Genomic DNA, 15491 nt, shown 5'->3' with positions numbered 1-15491 from the left:
GGCTACCGCTTCACAACAGTCGGCTCGGCGCTTACCGATGAGTGGCCGTCTGTCCGGCGGACTGCGCGAAGCGCGGTCGACTCCGGTAGGCCTCAACGATGGCGGCTGACCGGCTTTCGCGGTGGTTCGCGGCGCAGACCGACTTGTCGCTGGCCGAGCTGGTCGCGCCCGTACGGACGGCCGGTATCGGCGGCGCGACAGGCGTGATCGACGTCGACGGCGGGCCGGTGTTCGTGAAACGGATCCCGATCACCCGGCGGGAACTGGCAGAACCGGGCGGCACCGCTAACGTGTTCGGGCTGCCGCTCTACTGCCAGTACGGTGTCGGCAGGCCCAGCTTCAACGTCTGGCGCGAGTTGGTGGCCAGCCAGGCGGTCAGCGGAAGCGACCATTTCCCGGCGCTCTATCACTGGCGGGTGTTGCCGGGCCGGCCGCCGTCGACGGTCGGGCAGATGGGCAGCGGCGCTGGCAGCGGCAGGGGCAGCGGCAGGGGCAGCGGCAGGGGCAGCGGCAGCGGCAGCGGCAGCGGTGCCCATCCTGGCGCGGCCGCCCGGGCGATCCGCCGCCGGTGGGAGGAGCTGGCCGCCGCGCCGGCCGGCCTTGTGCTGTTTTTCGAGCACATCCGCTACCCGTTGCTCGAATGGCTGGATGCTGACCCGCTCGGACGCGTCGAGACGTTGGAGCAGCAGCTGGCGGAGATCGTCGAGGTGCTGCGCGAGCAGCAGCTGCTGCACATGGACGGCCACTTCGACAACATGCGCTCCGACGGCCGCCGGATTTACCTGACCGACTTCGGCCTGGCCACGTCACCCCGCTTCGAACTGTCGGAGGCCGAGCGCGACTTCGCCGCCCGCCACACCGGCCATGACGCCGACTACGCCTCGATGAGGCTGGTGAACTGGATCGTCACCCGGCTGCGCAACGTGCCGGTCCCCGCGGTCGGCGGCCCGGTCGAACGTAACGAGTACGTCCGGCGGTGCGCCGAGGGCGACATCCCTCCCGGACCCGGCGCCGCTGTGCTCGCACGGCATGCGGCCGCCGCGGCCCGGATGAACGACCTGTATTGGAAGCTGTTCGGGGGCGACGTCGACGCTCGATATTCCTCGGAGGGCTCGTCGTGAACGACCACCGTTTCTCCTATGTGGACCGTAGCGAGCGGCGGGCAGGCAGAGCGGCCGCGCCCACGGCCAGGATCAGCGTGACGCCGAGGATCGCGGCTATCGTCGCCCACGGGACCACGAGGGGGACGTGAGCACCCATCTGCTCGCTCAAGCCGGCCCGGATGCCGAGCAGCGCCGGAACCGCGATCGCACCCGCGAGCAGAGCGCCGACCGCGACCACGAGGACGGCTTCGCCGGCGGCGGCCTGGCCGACCTGGCGCGGGGTGGCCCCGGCCCGCCGCAGCAGGCGGAAGTCGGCCGCTCGGGCGCCGGCCGCCATGAGCAGGGTGTTGACGAGGGCGAGAGCGCCGTACCCGGCCGAGACTCCCATCAGCAGCACCACGAGAACCCACGCCACCCGGTTCTCCTGCGCATCCTGTTCGCCGGCCCACGTCGCGACGCTGATCACGCGGGCACCGGGACCGGGCTCGAACCGCACGGGGCCGAGCGGCGGCACCGGCGAAGTCGGCGCTCCGAAAGCGGAGTCGGGCCGGTGCGGGTCGGGCAACAGCACGGCCGAGGTCAGGGCACCGGGGTCGTGGGAGCGCAGGGTCGCGCGGTCGACCAGAAGGTCGGCGGGGACCACGTTGTCGGGCAGCACCAGGGCGATGCGCAGCGGCGTCGTCGTGCCGTCCGCGAAGGTCAGCCGGAGGGTGCTGCCCTCGGCCAAGGTGAGGCGGGTTGCCGCGGCCTGGCTGACGGCGGCCGTGTCCGGGCTGTGCAGCGCGATCAGGGCGCGGGCCCGGTTGTCGGCCGCCGCCAGCGCGGCCGGGTCGGCGCCCATCAACTGCAGCGCCTGGCGGTCGTCGGTGTAGGCGACCGACGGGAGCAGCACCGCGCTTCCGGTGCCCTGGAGCGGGGCCACCGCCGCGTCCGAAAGGCCGGGTGTGCCGTCGGGGGCGAGCACCGAGCCGGCTTCGACCGCGGCTGCGCGCCGGGCCGCGTAGGACGCCGTCGTGGTCGCGAACAGGCCCGACACCAGCACCGAGAAGGCCAGGGTGAGCAGCACCGGCGCGGCCACCGAGGCGGTGCGCCGGGGTGCGGTGGCGGCACCCTCGCGTACGAGCAGGCCGATCGCGCCGGAACCGCGTGCCAGGACCGCACCGAGCATGCGGGCCAGGGGCGGCACCACGGCCGGGGCGAGCAGGGCCGCCGCGGTGATCAGGGCCATCGCGGCGAGCAGCATCAGGTTGCCCAGCGACTGGACGCTGCCGGCGGTGGCCATCAGCACGACCAGCCCGAGTCCGACGGTGGCGAACAGCAGTCCGGCGATCCACCGGACGCGGCCCATCGGGCGCTCCTCGACGGACGCCTCGCGCAGCGCGTCCAGAGGCGGCACCCGCGAGGCGCGCCAGGAGGCCGTCGCCGCGCCCGCGGTCGCCAGCAAGGGTCCGATCGCCAGGGAAGCGGCGATCGGCCACCAGTGTGGGCGGACGGTGTAACCGACGGGTTCGGCGCCGGCCCTCACCAGCGGCCCGGCCAGCGCCGGCGCGACGACCGTGCCGAGCACGGTGCCGGTGACCGAGGCGATCGCCCCGACCGTGAGGGCTTCGAGGTAGAGGGCACGGCGCAGTCGTCGAGGCGTCGCGCCGAGCGTGCGCAGCAGGGCGAATTCGCGTCGCCGCTGGGCGACCGAGAACGCGTAGGTGCCGGCCACGATGAAGGCGGTGACGAAGCCGGACAGGGCGGCGACCGCGACCAGGACCTGCAGACCGATCCAGCGGGTGCGCGCGTCGGCCGGGGCCTCCAGGGTGGTTCGTTCGGCGTCGGCCAGGACTTCTCCGCGCGTACGGACGAAAGCGCGCGCCGCGTCGGCGACCGCAACCACGTCGGCTCCGGGCGTGAGCCGGAGCCCGATGGCCCGTACCCCCGGAGCGAGCGTCCGGGCCGAATGATCGCTCAGCCAGAGCCGGTAGCCGCCGTGGGCGACGACGCCGGTGATCAGATAGTCGGCCGGGCCGGAGGCGGTGAGCACGGTGAGGTGAGCACCGGTTGCGGCGCCCAGACCGGAGCCGACAGCTATGTCGCGGTCGGCGCTTGGCGGTGCCCCTTCGGTCAGCCGGAAACCGCCGAGCGTCGCGGCCGCCCAGCCGAATCCGAGCGTGGCGCCGGGAACCGGGTGACCGTCGCGCACCGGCTGGGCGTAGAACTGGTGCACCGGCACGGCGGCGGTGACCCCGGCGAGCCCGGCCAGGCGCGCGGCCAAGGTCGTGGCGGTGGTGTCCGGCCATGGGACGGGCTCGACGAAATCGCCGGACGCGGTGGGGCTCTGCACCACGATCGGCGCGTCACGGTAGGTCTGCGGAACTCCGGGACGGCTCGACGCGTAGAGCAGCGTGCTCATGCAGACCGCGGCCACTCCGAGCACGGCGGCGACGAATGCGCCGGCCAGCGTGCGGGCACGCCCGCTCAACATGTCGCCTCCAGCGCGGCCATCCGGGCCGCGATGTGCCCGGCGTCCACATCGGACAGCTCGTCGACCAGGCGGCCGTCGGCCAGAAGCAGAACCCGATCGGCGTAACCGGCGGCGACCGGGTCATGAGTGACGAGCACGACCGTGCGCCCGTGGGTGTCGACCAGCCCTCGGAGCAGCTCGAGCACGTGCCGGGACGTGTTGCTGTCGAGGGCGCCGGTCGGCTCGTCGGCCAGGACCACAGCAGGCCGGGCGATGATCGTGCGCGCGATGGCCACCCGCTGCCGCTCGCCGCCGGACAGCTCGCTCGGTCGATGGGCGGAGCGACCGGCCAGTCCGACCGCTTCCAGCGCCTGGGCAACCTCCTCCGGTTTCGGCTTACGACCGGCGAGGCGCAGCGGGAGGGCCACGTTCTGGGCGGCGGTCAAGGACGACAGCAGGTTGTAGTCCTGGAAGATCACGCCGATCCGGTCGCGGCGCAGGTGCGTGCGGGCGGTCTCGTCGAGCGGGCCCAGATCGGTGCCGTCGACGGTCACGGTGCCGCCGGACGGGCGCTCCAGAGCCGCCGCACAGTGCAGAAGAGTTGACTTGCCGGAGCCGGAGGGGCCCATCACCGCGGTGAACGTGCCGGCATCGAACTCGGCGCTCACGCCGGCGAGGGCGGTCACCCGCCGTTCGCCGATGCCGTACGTGGCGCGCACCTCGTGCAGCGCGACAGATGTGGTCATGCCGAACACGTTCTCGCGCGGCGCATCCGCGGCGCATCGGCCCGGAGGCGACAATCGCTGTTCCCCCTGGGGACTAACGTCCGGCGCCGCCGTCATCCTCGAGGATGACGCCCGCGGGCCGACGCGCCGCGGCATCCCGGCGGCTAACGTCGGGGCGTGACTCTCACCTCCGGCCTGCTCGCACGTGGTCTGCGCCTCCGCGACCTGTACGTGCTCGATGCGCTGCTGGCCGCCGCGCTGTCGGTGGCTTGCGGGCTGTCGGCGATCGAGACACCGGCGGCCGGCGGCTGGCACGAGCCGGTGGGGATCACGCTGCTCACCGCCGTACTGATCGGTGTGCCCGTCGCCGTGCGACGTCTCCTGCCCGTCCCGGCGCTGGCCTTGTCGCTCGTCGTCTCGGCGCTCGCCCTGGCGAGCGGGGTGATCACCGACTACGCCTCGGGCTCGGTGGTGGCCGTGCTCGCCTGCGAGCTTTACCTTGTCGGCTCCGAGGCGGCCACCCGATCGATGCCGGCGCTGGCCGTGACGCTGGTGGTGCTCGCCGTGGCGGTGACCCTCTCGCCGGGTGACCAGGGCTCGCCGGCCGGCACCGCGTTCGCCTGCACGATCGTGGCCGGCGCCTGGCTGCTCGGCCGGATCCGGCGCGAGCGGCGTCAGCATGCGGCGCAGGTGGCCGAGCAGCGCACCCAGCGCGCCGTGAGCGACGAACGGTTACGCATCGCGCGCGAGTTGCACGACATCGTCGCCCACAGCATGAGCCTCATCGCGGTGCGGGCCGGGGTGGCCGACCACGTCTTCGACGTCCGGCCGCAGGAGGTGCGGGCGGCGCTTCGCGACATCGAGGCGGCCAGCCGCAGTGCACTCGGCCAGTTGCGTCAGGTGGTGGAGGTGCTGCGCGAGGAGGACGGTTCCTATGCACCGGCGCCCGGGCTCGCCGACCTACCGGCGCTGGCCGACCGGGCGGCCGCCGCCGGCGTCTCCGTGCGACTCACGATCACCGGCGATCCGGCGTCGCCGGAGGCGGTCGCGCGACTCACGATCACCGGCGATCCGGCGTCGCCGGAGGCGGTCGCGCGCCTTACGAACGGCGGCGGCGAGGCGGTTCCGCGAGTGCCGGAGGCGGTGGGGCTGTCGGCCTATCGCATCGTGCAGGAGGCACTGACCAATGTGGTCAGACATGCCGGGCCGGTCGCCTGCACGGCACGGGTGACAGTGACGTCGGCCGAGGTTCACATCCGGGTGGCAAACGACGGCGTACGGCCGGATGCGACAGCTACGGCCGGTGGTGGGCACGGGCTCATCGGGATGCGGGAGCGGGTGGCGGCATGGGGCGGCGAATTCTCGGCCGGGCCCCGTGACGACAAAGGGGGCGGCAAAGGGTTCGTCGTGACGGCCACACTGCCCTACCGGAGTGCCGACTCGTGAGGCATGCGGGGGAACGCCTGTGATCCGGGTGGTGATTGCTGACGATCAGGCTCTGCTGCGCGGGAGTTTTCGGCTGCTGATCGACCTTGCCGATGACCTGACCGCGGTTGCCGAGGCGGCCGACGGGGCCGCGGCGGTCAGTGCCGTGGTCGAACATCGGCCCGATGTGGTGCTGATGGATATCCGGATGCCGGTCATGAACGGCATCGAGGCCACCGAGCGGATATGTGCCACCACGGACACCCGGGTGTTGATGCTGACGACGTTCGACCTGGACGAATATGTCTACGCGGCGCTGCGAGCGGGGGCCAGCGGCTTCGTGCTCAAGGACATCCCGCCCGCCGAACTGCTCGATGCCATCCGCGTGGTGGCGGCGGGTGACGCGCTGCTGTCGCCTCGGGTCACCCGGCGGCTGATCACCGCTTTCACGCGGTCGCCCGGCCCGGTTCCGGTGCCTCGGGCCGGACTCGAGGCGATCACCGGGCGGGAGCGGGAGGTGCTGGTTCTCATCGCACGCGGGCTGTCCAACGCCGAGATCGCCGCGCATCTGACGCTCAGCACGGCCACCGTGAAGACGCATGTCGGGCGGTTACTGACCAAGCTGGACGTGCGCGACCGGGCTCAACTGGTCATCGTCGCCTACGAGACCGGGCTGATCACGCCGGCGCCGAGAAACTGACCGGCCCAATGCACATGGGGCGTGGGGAACGGGCCGTACGCGGATGGCCCGCCGGACAAACCGGCGGGCCATCTCTCAAGCGGAAACTAGCGGGCGGCGAAGGGCTTGGCGGTCGGGGCCTTGACCTTCTTCTTGCTGCCGGTCAGGTGGTGCAGGCTCGGCTTCTTCGCCGGGGCCTTGGCCGCCGACTTGGCCGAGGCGGAACCGGCCGGGGCAGCAATCGGATAGATGGTGTTGGGCTGGAAGGCGTAGTAGCTCGGCGGATCGGCCGACGCCGCTCCCGCGACCATGAAGGCCACCCCGAAGCTGTAGCCGGAGGGCGACTGGTAGCCGAACAGGGTCGGGTCGCTGCCCGTCGTGCTCGGGCCGGAGATGGTCTGCCAGGCACCGATCGTGCCGGTGGCCGGCCCGGTCTCGGCCGCATAGTAGAGCGCACCGTCCCGGCCGCGGATCGCCACGGTGGCCGTGCCGCCGAAGGGCTGCATGATCGCGGTCGGACTGCCCAGGGCCGCGACACCGTCGATCGACTTCCAGTCGCCGGGCCAGGAGCCGTCGACGTTCTGTTCCTTGTAGACGATCGTCCCGCCCACGCTGTTCGAGAAGACGAAGTCCCGGTAGCCGGGCAGCACCGCGACGGCCGGCGTACCGGCCAGGCCGGTGCCACCCAGGTTGACCCAGTCGGACAGGGTCTTGTTGTCGGTGTACGTGGCCGTCTGCACCTGACCGGCCGAGTTGACCGCGAACACGTTGGTGCCGGTTCCGGTCGGCGCGGTCACCGCGGTGCCGAGCAGGCCCGAGCCGCCGAGGTTGCGCCAGGCGCCGACCGCGGCCTGAACGTCGTTGACCTGCTCCGGCGCGACCCACAGAGAGCCGTTGATGACCGAGAACACGCCGAGCGTCCCGGTGATCGGGTTGCTCAGGCCGACGCTCAGGGAACCGGCGGTGGTGCCACCGATGTCGTCGATGTAGGTGTGGGTGCCGGCGCCGACCGCGTCCTCGTCGGTCAGGTACGCGTCGCCGGTCGCGGCGTCGTCGGCCACGACCTGCGCCCGGCCGTCCTGCAGGATGGCGGTCGAGGTCGGGCCGGTGTAAGGGCCTTGAATGCCGACCCAGTTCGCGGCGTGGCTGCCGGTCGCCGGATCGAACGCGGTGTCGGTCAGCATGTTGAGGTTGTGGTCGCCGTCGAGCCAGCTGAAGTGCAGCGGCGCCTGGTCGGAACCGGAGGGAACCGGGCTCTGGGCCACCGAGATCGGGCGCTCGCTGCTCAGCGGGCGGCTCACCGGGTTGGGCGAGGTCGTCGGCGGGAAGTAGAACCGCTCGTTCGGCCCGGTCTGGCCGGTCGTGCAGGTGTACTGCACCAGCTGGACGTTGTTGGCGGTCGAGCCACCCGGCACGTTGATGCACTTGCCGGTGCCCGACGAGACGAGCCGCACGGTCGGACGGCCGAAGATCTCGTCGACGTACCAGAGCTCGTTCCACCCGGTGTTGCAGGTGTAGGTGACCAGGCCGGCGCTGTTGGCAGTCGAGGCGCCGGACACCGTCAGGCATTTGCCCGACTGGATGCCCTTGACCTGATAGAGGTAGTCACCGGCCGGGACGAGCTGCCACCGGTCGTTGGTGCCGGCGGCCGAACACGAGTACTGCACGACCTTCGCGCCGTTGGCGGTGCTGCCGCCGGCGACGTTCAGGCACTTGCCGCTCTGGTCGACCTGGATCGTGGTGCCGGCCGCGGCGGTCGTGGCGGCCAGTGCCTCGGACGCCGGGAGGGCGGTCGTGACCAGGGCGCATGCGGATAGGACGGACAGCGTGAAGGCACGCCTGCGTGATGCCATGTGGCGATTCCCCCGAAGGATCGGATGGCTTCGGAAAGCCGAGGCCGCCGATGTTATTTGTCGATGCCGGTCGGTCCGGTCCGCTTCGGGAAACGCATGGACAACCTCGGATGAACTCGGTCGGCCGCCGCGGCGAATTTCAGAGCGGCAGCGATCCGAGCAGGGCCAACGCGTCTTCCGTGGGCGATCCGGGCGCGGCTCGGTAGACCACGAGCAGCTGCCCGTCCGACCCGGTGACCGCGAATTTCTCGTAGAACAACTCGAGATCACCGGCGATCGGGTGTCGCATGTGGTGTTTGCCGCCGCCCGGGTGCGGGCGGGCGTCGTGGCGCGGCCAGAGCCGCCGGAAGACGTCGCTCTTCACCGACAACTCGCCGACCAGGTCGGTCAGCCGCGGGTCGTCGACGTCCGGGCCGACCATCGCGCGCAGTGCCGCGATCAGGCTGCCGACGCGCTGCGGCCAGTCGGGCAGGAGCTTCTGCACCTCCGGGTCGAGCAGCACCGAACGCAGAATGTTGCCGCCCGGCCGGAAGACCGGCGACAACAGCATTGCCAGGCGATTCGCTGCCAGCACATCTTGCAGCGGGCTTTGGACGTACGCCGGGGTGCCGGTCCATGCGTCGAGAAGTTGTTGCACGCCCGGCCGGACCCGCTCGGCGCGCCGACGTCGGGGCGCCTCCGGGGTGCCGAGCGCGTGCAGGTGCGCGGTGGCGTCGTCGTCGAGGCCGAGCGCGCGGGCGACCGCGTCGAGCACCTGCGGCGAGGGTCGCCGGTCGCGGCCCTGTTCGAGCCGCGTGTAGTACTCGGTGCTGATCCCGGCGAGCATCGCCAGTTCGTCCCGCCGGAGACCGGGCACCCGCCGGTGGCCGTTGGCGGGCAGCCCGACGTCCTCGGGGCGGATCAGCTCGCGCCGCGCCCGCAGGTACTCGCCGATCAGGTTCACGCTTCGACGATAGGCCGCGGGGCGGCCCGGGAGGGTAGCCCTGGCGGCACCCCTCTCAACAGGGGAATGGTTGATATGCCGGATTCCGCGCACGCTGCTGAGCATGACTACACGAACCTGGTTGATCACGGGCGCCAACAGCGGCTTCGGCCGGCACCTCGCTTCGCAACTGCTGTCCCGCGGAGACCGCGTCGCCGGCACCTTTCGGACGGCCGGAAGCGTCGACGACCTGTCCGGTCCGGGATTCCGGGCATATCACTTGGACGTCACCGACCCGGCCGAGATCACCGCGGTGGTCGATCAGGCCTTCGCCGACCTGGGGCGGATCGACGTCGTGGTGAGCAACGCCGGGTACGGGCTGATGGGCGCGGCCGAGGAGATGTCGGACGGGCAGGTCGAGCACCAGATCGCGACCAACCTGACCGGATCGATCCGGCTGATCCGGGCCGCCCTGCCCCACCTGCGCGCGCAGGGTGGCGGCCGGATCCTCCAGCTGTCGTCGGTCGGCGGCCAGGCGGCGTGGCCGGGCGGGTCGCTCTACCACGCCACCAAGTGGGGCGTGGAGGGGTTCGCGGAGGCGCTGGCGGGGGAGGTGGCGCCGTTCGGCATCGGGGTGACAATCGTCGAGCCCGGCGGGGCAAGAACCAATTTCCGGTACGGAAGTTCCGTCCTCGCCGCGCGGATCCCCGAATACGACGGCACGCCGGCGGCCGGCGTCCGCCGCATCCTGACCGAGCAGACGACGCAGGGCATCGGCGACCCGGCGCTGATGGCCACGGCGATGATCGCGAGTGTCGAGCAGGAGCCGGCGCCGCTGCGACTGGTCCTGGGCAGCGACGCGGCGCAGGCGATGGAGGGCGCGCTGACCGCCCGGCTGGCCGACGTGCGGTCCCAGCGCGAGGCGGCGGCCACCACCGACGCCCCGCTGACCGACGCGGTCACCGGCAGCCCGGCCGACCTGAATGACTGAACCCCGCCAAGCGGCCTCGACCGCCCCGACCGGCCGGCGCACCCGGCCGACGTGACGGAGGCCGCCGGAAGGCCGGGGCGACCGGAAGGCCGGGGGCACCGGAAGCGACCGAGGCCGGCGGAGCGCGGCGGCCGGGCTGGGGGACGAGCACCGGCGGCGGTGCTCAGTGGGCCTCTACCGGCACGCCCGGGTCGGCTGGTGCTCGCGGCGGACGGCGTAGGCGCCGGACGGCGAGCACGCTGATCGTGAGTGCTGATGCCCCGGTGATGACGTAGCTCAGCCCGTACTCCTGGGTGCCGTCGGCGAGGCCGATGCCGCCGTAGAACAGCAGCAACAGACCGACCACCCCGAACGGTACGGCCGACGCCAGCCCGATCGTGGTCGCCGGTGGGGCCAGGCGGGGCCGCCGAGATCGGTCGTGCGGCGCAGGGTCAGCAGTGACAGGACCAGGAGCAGGCCGACGAACCCGACCGACAGGTAGGGGAAGTCGTCGCCGCCCCAGGGAACGGTCTGGACGTCGGCGCGCTGGAACGTGAAGCAGTCGACGCCGCTCGGGATCCACGGGCGTTGGCACATCGGGTGGGTGCCGAACGAGTCGGTCGCGATCAGGAGCCGGGTCCACGGGCCGGCGAGCAGCCAGGCCAGGACGCCGCTCAGCCCGTACCACGTGAGGCCCGCGCCGGCGAGGGCCCACGTGCCGGTCGCGAGCCGGCGCATCGAGAGGCGCAGTGTGCCGGTGGCGGCTGGCAGCCGGCGGACGATGTCGGTTGCGGCGCCGAAGCGCTGGACGGCCTCGCGTTCGGCCGCTTCGGTGTCGAGGCCCCGGTCGCGGCCTTCGGCGACCGCGTCGGCCAGGTGCTGTTCGGCTTCGACCAGCAGGCGGCGGCCGTCCGGTCCGGTGCCGGCCAGGCGCTCGAACAACTCGTCCAGGTATCGGTCGACGGTGGTCATGCGAGTCCCTCCGCGGTCAGCGGGCCGATGACCGCCTGCATGCCGCCGACGAAGCCGCGCCACTCCTGCTTCTTTTCGGCCCGGGCTCGGCGCCCGTCGTCGGTCAGGCGGTAGACGCGGCGCCGGCGGCCGGTGGATTCGTCCCAGCCGCTGATCACCAGGCCGGCCCGTTCGAGGCGTTGCAGGGCCGGATAGACCGTGCCTTCGGGGAGGTCGAAGACGCCATCGGAGCGGTCGCGGAGCGCGGTTATCACCGCGTAGCCGTGGACGGGGCCGGCGTCGGCCAGCACAGAGAGCAGGAGCAGATCGAGGTGACCCCGGACATCCATACCTAGAAAGGCTAGGCATACCGTGCCTATGCGTCAATGCGGAGAATGGCGGGATGATGCTGCGGACTTCACGGTTGGTGCTGCGGCAGCCGGTCGAGGCGGACGTCGACGCGGTGTGGCGGATCCACTCGGATCCGTCGGCGTGTGCGCACAATCCGGGCGACGCGATCTCGACGCGGGACGAGGCGGCGGAGCGGCTGCGGAACTGGATCACGCATTGGGAGCGGTACGGCTTCGGCTACTTCACCGTCGTCAGAGGAGAAGAACTCGTCGGGTTCTGCGGGATCAAGCGGATGCAACTGCACGGCAAGCCGGTTCTGAATCTGTTCTATCGGCTCGATCCGGCGGCCTGGGGCGGCGGGATCGCTACCGAGGCGGCGACGGCCGTGGTGCGGTGGGCGGCGGAGGCCTGGCCCGCCGAGATGGTGATCGCGCGGGTGCGGCCGGACAACGTGGCCTCGGCCAAGGTTGCCGAGCGGGCCGGTCTGCGGCGCCGCCCGGAGCTGGATGCGATGGGCGAGGACGGTCCCGATTGGATCTTCGCCACCGCGAGAGTCGCCTGACGGCCGCTGCCGCCCGCGGGGATCGCGGGCGAGAGTCGCCTGACGGCCGCTGCTCCCCGCGGGGATCGCGGGCGAAAGTCGCCTGACGGCCGCTGCCGCCCGCGGGGATCGCGGGCGGCAGCCGCCGGAGGCGGGGTGGTGGCCGGTTGCGGTTGTGGGACTTGCCTAGGCGTACGTCTAAAGGTCGTTGACGCAGCGCAGCACCGGTCGCGTCACCAACTGCTTCTCGTCGAGAGGCTCGGTCGAGCGGATGGTGAAGACGGCCGCCTCGCCCGGGAGGAGGGTGACGTCGGCGCGGTCCGCTTCGGCGGACGCCGACAACCGGTCCGGGAAGACCGTGAGTGACCGGAGGATCGTGCGGGCGGTGACGGTGAGCGTGGTGAGCTCGCCGCGGGTCGAGATGTGGGTGGTGAAGTCGGCGGCCGGCCAAGGGATGTCCTTGTCCGGGGCGAAGAACCACCATGCGCGCTGATCGCCGGACTCCACCAGGAGGAATTCGGTCGGCTCCGCTGCCGATGACGGCAGCGGCAAGGTGATGGAACTACCTGGCGCGACGTCGAAGTCGGACTCGAAGCGGGCCAGGACGTCGCCGGTCAGGTTGCGGCGGGTGATGACGGCCGACGACACCCACGGCTGCCGGGAGTCGTTGACCACGATCAGCGCCGGATCGGCCGGATCCACAAAGGGCTCACCCGATGCGACGTCGAAGAGTGGACCGCCCGGAGTCAACGGCTCACCCGATCGGGGACGCAGCGTGAGCAGTCGGTCGGCATAGGCGTCGCGCATGGCGAACCACAGCGGCTTCTTGCGCCCGTCGCCGTCGACCGCGGCCCACGAGGTGACCGGCCAGCAGTCGTTGAGCTGCCAGACGACCGAGCCCATGCACAGCGGCCGCAGCGAACGGAAGTGGGTGATGCCGAACGACACCGCTCGCGCCTGGTTGAGCTGGGTCAGGTAGTGCCAGTCGTCGAAGTCGCGCGGCGGCGGCAGGTGGTTGACCAGGCCGCGGCTGAGCTTGGCATCGCCGCCACCGGCCTTCTGGTGATGCGCCATGCCGGGCGAGTCGGGCGCCAGCGGGTCGTCCGAGATCGCACGGCGCAGGGTGGCGAACGTGGGTGGGCCCTGGAAGCCGAACTCGGCGACGAACCGCGGGCGGTACGCGCCGTATTTGGAGTAGTCGTCGGTGTTCCAGACGTCCCAGATGTGGGTCGTGCCGTAGGCCGGATCGTTCGGATGGCGGGACGGGTTTCCCGAATACGGGCTGCCGGGCCAGTAGAAGCGGGTCGGGTCGAGCTCGGCGACGACCCGCGGCAGCAGGTCGTAGTAGTAGCCGGCGCCCCAGGTCAGGCCGCCGAGCGCGGGCTTCCAGTTCCAGTCCTCGTGGCCCCAGAGGTTTTCGTTGTTGCCGGTCCAGAGCACGAGGCTCGGGTGGGAGCTGAGGCGCACCACGTTTTCCCGCGCCTCGGCCTCGATCTCCGACGCGTAGGGCTCCTCCTCGGGATAGGCGGCGCAGGCGAACAGGAAATCCTGCTGCACGAGGAAGCCCATCTCGTCGGCCAGCGAATAGAAGTCCTCGGACTCGTAGCGGCCGCCGCCCCACACCCGCAGGAAGTTGACATTCGCATCGGAAGCCTGCTGGAAGCGCTCCGCGAGCCGATCGCGCGTGATCCGGTCGGCGAATACGTCGTCGGGGATCCAGTTGACACCGCGCGCGAAGACCGGCACGTCGTTCACGATCACCGTGAACGCGTCGTGGGTGGTATCGATGCGCACCGACCGGAAGCCGACACGGCGACTCCAGGAGTCGAGTTCGTCACCATCTTCCGATGTCAAAGAGACTTCGAGGTCATACAGCGGCTGCGAACCGTAGCCGCGCGGCCACCAGAGCGAAGGATCCTCGACGGTCAGGATCAACAGTGCCTCGATGCCGTCCACCATGGCCGATGCTTTCCGCCCGCCGAGAGACGCCGAAACGGTCACGGGAGAGGACGACTCGCGCTCGAGCCGCACCCGCACCTCGACGCGCCCGACCGCGTCGGTCACCGTGACCTGCGGCCGCACCTCGGCGAGCCGGGCCACCGACCAGCTGTGCAGCCCGATCGGCTGCCAGACCCCGGCGGTGACCAGGGTCGGTCCCCAGTCCCAGCCGAAGTTGCACGCCTGCTTCCGGATGAAGTTGAACGGTTCACCGTAGGCGTCGGGCCGGGCGCCGAGCTTCGCTTGCGCTTCCAAGGCGTACGCGTAAGCGCTCTTGAACTTGATTTTGAGGTCGTTGGTTCCGGGGCGCAGCACCGGTCCGACGTCGAAACGATAGGACCGGTGCTGGTTGGCGGTCTGCCCGATCGGCGAACCGTTGAGCTCGATCGACGCGACCGTGTCGAGACCGGCGCAGACGAGGTCCACCCGCGGCGCCGACGGATCGAAGTCGAACGACGTCCGGTAGTCCCAGTCGGTGCGGCCGATCCAGGTCAGCCCGGTCTCGTTGGCGTCGAGGTAGGGGTCCTCGATGCGCCCGGCGGCGAGCAGTGCGGTGTGCACGCAGCCGGGCACCGGGGCCGGGAGGTCGGACACGTCGGCTCCGGAGATCGTCCAGCCTTCGTGCAGGGGTCGATACGAGGTCACGGCTCTCCTCATCAGGACTTGACGGCACCTTCCATGATCCCCCGGACGATCTGCCGCCCGCCGATCAACAGCAGCACGATCAGGGGAACGGTAGCCATGAAGGCACCGGCCAGGACCCGGCGATAGATCACATAGTTGCCGGTGGCCAGGTTGGAGAGGGCCACCATCGAGGTCGGGAACTCGGTGCCGCCGAGCGTGATCAGCGGCCACTGGAAGTCGTTCCAGGCCATCACGAAGGTCAGCAGGCCGAGCACGGCCAGCGCCGGGCGGATCGCCGGGAGCACGATGTTCCAGTAGATCCGCAGGGTCATCGCCCCGTCGATGCGGGCCGACTCGACCAGTTCGTCGGGCACCGCGTGCGCGATGAACTGTCGCATGTAGAAGACGCCGAACGCGCTGACCAGGCCGGGCGCGATGACCGCGAGCAGGGTGCCGTTCCAGCCCAGCTTGCCCATCAGGATGTACAGCGCGACCACGCCCAGCTGGTTGGGCACGGTCAGGGTCAGGATCACCACGAACATCAACGCGTTGCGGGCCGGGAACCGCAGCTTGGCGAACGCGAATCCGGCCAGCGAGCAGAAGAACAGCGTCGACACGGTGATGACCAGCGACACGAGGAAGCTGTTGATCAGGGAGGCGGTGAAGTACACCTCCGACATCGACAACACTTCGTGCAGGTTGTGGAGCAGCTGACTCCCCGGGATCACCGAGGGCGGGATCTGCGAGACCGCGGCGTCGGTGCTGGTCGCGATCACGAACATCCAGTAGACCGGGAATGCCGAGAGCACCAGCACGACCGAGAGCAGAAGGTACGTCTTCCAGTTGCCGCGGGTGTCCTGCGGTGCCCGGTTGGCCCTCTTGATGTAGTTCGGGCTG

Annotated in this window: 13 protein-coding genes; 5 read left to right on the top strand and 8 right to left on the bottom strand. The window is 71.1% G+C overall.

The window, feature by feature from the left end:
• Positions 1 to 98: 98 nt before the first annotated feature.
• The gene (locus ACIA5C_RS14475) at positions 99 to 1121 is read left to right on the top strand and encodes a serine/threonine protein phosphatase (RefSeq protein ID WP_396054512.1); all 1023 of its coding nucleotides are present in this window, start codon (positions 99 to 101) and stop codon (positions 1119 to 1121) included.
• A gap of 16 nt (positions 1122 to 1137) precedes the next feature.
• On the opposite strand, the gene ACIA5C_RS14470 is transcribed toward ACIA5C_RS14475, so the two are convergent.
• Both ACIA5C_RS14470 and ACIA5C_RS14465 read right to left on the bottom strand, forming a co-directional pair.
• Positions 1138 to 3576, bottom strand: coding sequence for an FtsX-like permease family protein (locus tag ACIA5C_RS14470; protein ID WP_396054511.1), 2439 nt, complete (start codon positions 3574 to 3576; stop codon positions 1138 to 1140).
• Entirely contained in the window at positions 3570 to 4301 is a 732-nt protein-coding gene (locus ACIA5C_RS14465; protein WP_396054509.1) for an ABC transporter ATP-binding protein, read from the bottom strand. The genes ACIA5C_RS14470 and ACIA5C_RS14465 overlap by 7 nt, the downstream gene beginning before the upstream one ends.
• Positions 4302 to 4457: 156 nt before the next feature.
• Between ACIA5C_RS14465 and ACIA5C_RS14460 the strand changes: the two genes are divergently transcribed.
• Together ACIA5C_RS14460 and ACIA5C_RS14455 are read left to right on the top strand one after the other, a co-directional pair.
• Positions 4458 to 5726 (top strand): sensor histidine kinase, encoded by a 1269-nt coding sequence (locus tag ACIA5C_RS14460; protein WP_396054507.1) that lies wholly within the window; start codon positions 4458 to 4460, stop codon positions 5724 to 5726.
• Between the two features lie 19 nt (positions 5727 to 5745).
• Positions 5746 to 6405: a response regulator gene (locus ACIA5C_RS14455; protein ID WP_396054505.1), complete on the top strand. Its 660-nt coding sequence runs from the start codon at positions 5746 to 5748 to the stop codon at positions 6403 to 6405.
• 86 nt (positions 6406 to 6491) lie between these two features.
• On the opposite strand, the gene ACIA5C_RS14450 is transcribed toward ACIA5C_RS14455, so the two are convergent.
• Positions 6492 to 8237, bottom strand: a complete 1746-nt coding sequence (locus ACIA5C_RS14450) for an RICIN domain-containing protein (RefSeq protein ID WP_396054503.1) — start codon at positions 8235 to 8237, stop codon at positions 6492 to 6494.
• Positions 8238 to 8376: 139 nt separating this feature from the next.
• Positions 8377 to 9180, bottom strand: a complete 804-nt coding sequence (locus tag ACIA5C_RS14445; RefSeq protein ID WP_396054501.1) for a helix-turn-helix domain-containing protein — start codon at positions 9178 to 9180, stop codon at positions 8377 to 8379.
• Positions 9181 to 9283: 103 nt separating this feature from the next.
• Here ACIA5C_RS14445 and ACIA5C_RS14440 point away from each other — a divergent pair, with 103 nt between their 5' ends.
• On the top strand, positions 9284 to 10150 hold the full coding sequence (locus ACIA5C_RS14440; RefSeq protein WP_396054499.1) for an SDR family oxidoreductase: 867 nt from the start codon (positions 9284 to 9286) through the stop codon (positions 10148 to 10150).
• 276 nt (positions 10151 to 10426) lie between these two features.
• On the opposite strand, the gene ACIA5C_RS14435 is transcribed toward ACIA5C_RS14440, so the two are convergent.
• Both ACIA5C_RS14435 and ACIA5C_RS14430 read right to left on the bottom strand, forming a co-directional pair.
• A complete protein-coding gene (locus ACIA5C_RS14435) occupies positions 10427 to 11101 on the bottom strand; it encodes a permease prefix domain 1-containing protein (protein WP_396054497.1) in 675 nt (224 codons plus the stop codon).
• On the bottom strand, positions 11098 to 11430 hold the full coding sequence (locus ACIA5C_RS14430) for a PadR family transcriptional regulator (RefSeq protein ID WP_396054495.1): 333 nt from the start codon (positions 11428 to 11430) through the stop codon (positions 11098 to 11100). The genes ACIA5C_RS14435 and ACIA5C_RS14430 overlap by 4 nt, the downstream gene beginning before the upstream one ends.
• A gap of 53 nt (positions 11431 to 11483) precedes the next feature.
• Between ACIA5C_RS14430 and ACIA5C_RS14425 the strand changes: the two genes are divergently transcribed.
• On the top strand, positions 11484 to 11993 hold the full coding sequence (locus tag ACIA5C_RS14425; RefSeq protein ID WP_396054493.1) for a GNAT family N-acetyltransferase: 510 nt from the start codon (positions 11484 to 11486) through the stop codon (positions 11991 to 11993).
• A 177-nt stretch (positions 11994 to 12170) separates the two neighbouring features.
• Here ACIA5C_RS14425 and ACIA5C_RS14420 read toward each other — a convergent pair whose 3' ends face one another.
• Together ACIA5C_RS14420 and ACIA5C_RS14415 are read right to left on the bottom strand one after the other, a co-directional pair.
• Positions 12171 to 14615 carry a glycoside hydrolase family 2 protein gene (locus ACIA5C_RS14420; RefSeq protein WP_396054491.1) on the bottom strand — a complete coding sequence of 815 codons (2445 nt, stop codon included), beginning with the start codon at positions 14613 to 14615 and terminating at the stop codon, positions 12171 to 12173.
• Between the two features lie 11 nt (positions 14616 to 14626).
• Positions 14627 to 15478 (bottom strand): carbohydrate ABC transporter permease, encoded by an 852-nt coding sequence (locus ACIA5C_RS14415; RefSeq protein ID WP_396055587.1) that lies wholly within the window; start codon positions 15476 to 15478, stop codon positions 14627 to 14629.
• Positions 15479 to 15491 lie beyond the last annotated feature (13 nt).

This window comes from Actinoplanes sp. NPDC051343 (genome assembly GCF_044455125.1).
Classification (GTDB): domain Bacteria; phylum Actinomycetota; class Actinomycetes; order Mycobacteriales; family Micromonosporaceae; genus Actinoplanes.
The sequence above is the reverse complement of the archived record's forward strand: the minus strand, read 5'-3'. Positions and strand labels throughout refer to the sequence as shown.

Coding starts and splice junctions, on each gene's coding strand:
- ACIA5C_RS14430 (WP_396054495.1), bottom strand. CDS start 11,430: ATGGATGTCCGGGGTCACCTCGATCTGCTCCTGCTCTCTGTGCTGGCC.
- ACIA5C_RS14435 (WP_396054497.1), bottom strand. CDS start 11,101: ATGACCACCGTCGACCGATACCTGGACGAGTTGTTCGAGCGCCTGGCC.
- ACIA5C_RS14440 (WP_396054499.1), top strand. CDS start 9,284: ATGACTACACGAACCTGGTTGATCACGGGCGCCAACAGCGGCTTCGGC.
- ACIA5C_RS14450 (WP_396054503.1), bottom strand. CDS start 8,237: ATGGCATCACGCAGGCGTGCCTTCACGCTGTCCGTCCTATCCGCATGC.
- ACIA5C_RS14425 (WP_396054493.1), top strand. CDS start 11,484: ATGATGCTGCGGACTTCACGGTTGGTGCTGCGGCAGCCGGTCGAGGCG.
- ACIA5C_RS14475 (WP_396054512.1), top strand. CDS start 99: ATGGCGGCTGACCGGCTTTCGCGGTGGTTCGCGGCGCAGACCGACTTG.
- ACIA5C_RS14470 (WP_396054511.1), bottom strand. CDS start 3,576: ATGTTGAGCGGGCGTGCCCGCACGCTGGCCGGCGCATTCGTCGCCGCC.
- ACIA5C_RS14465 (WP_396054509.1), bottom strand. CDS start 4,301: ATGACCACATCTGTCGCGCTGCACGAGGTGCGCGCCACGTACGGCATC.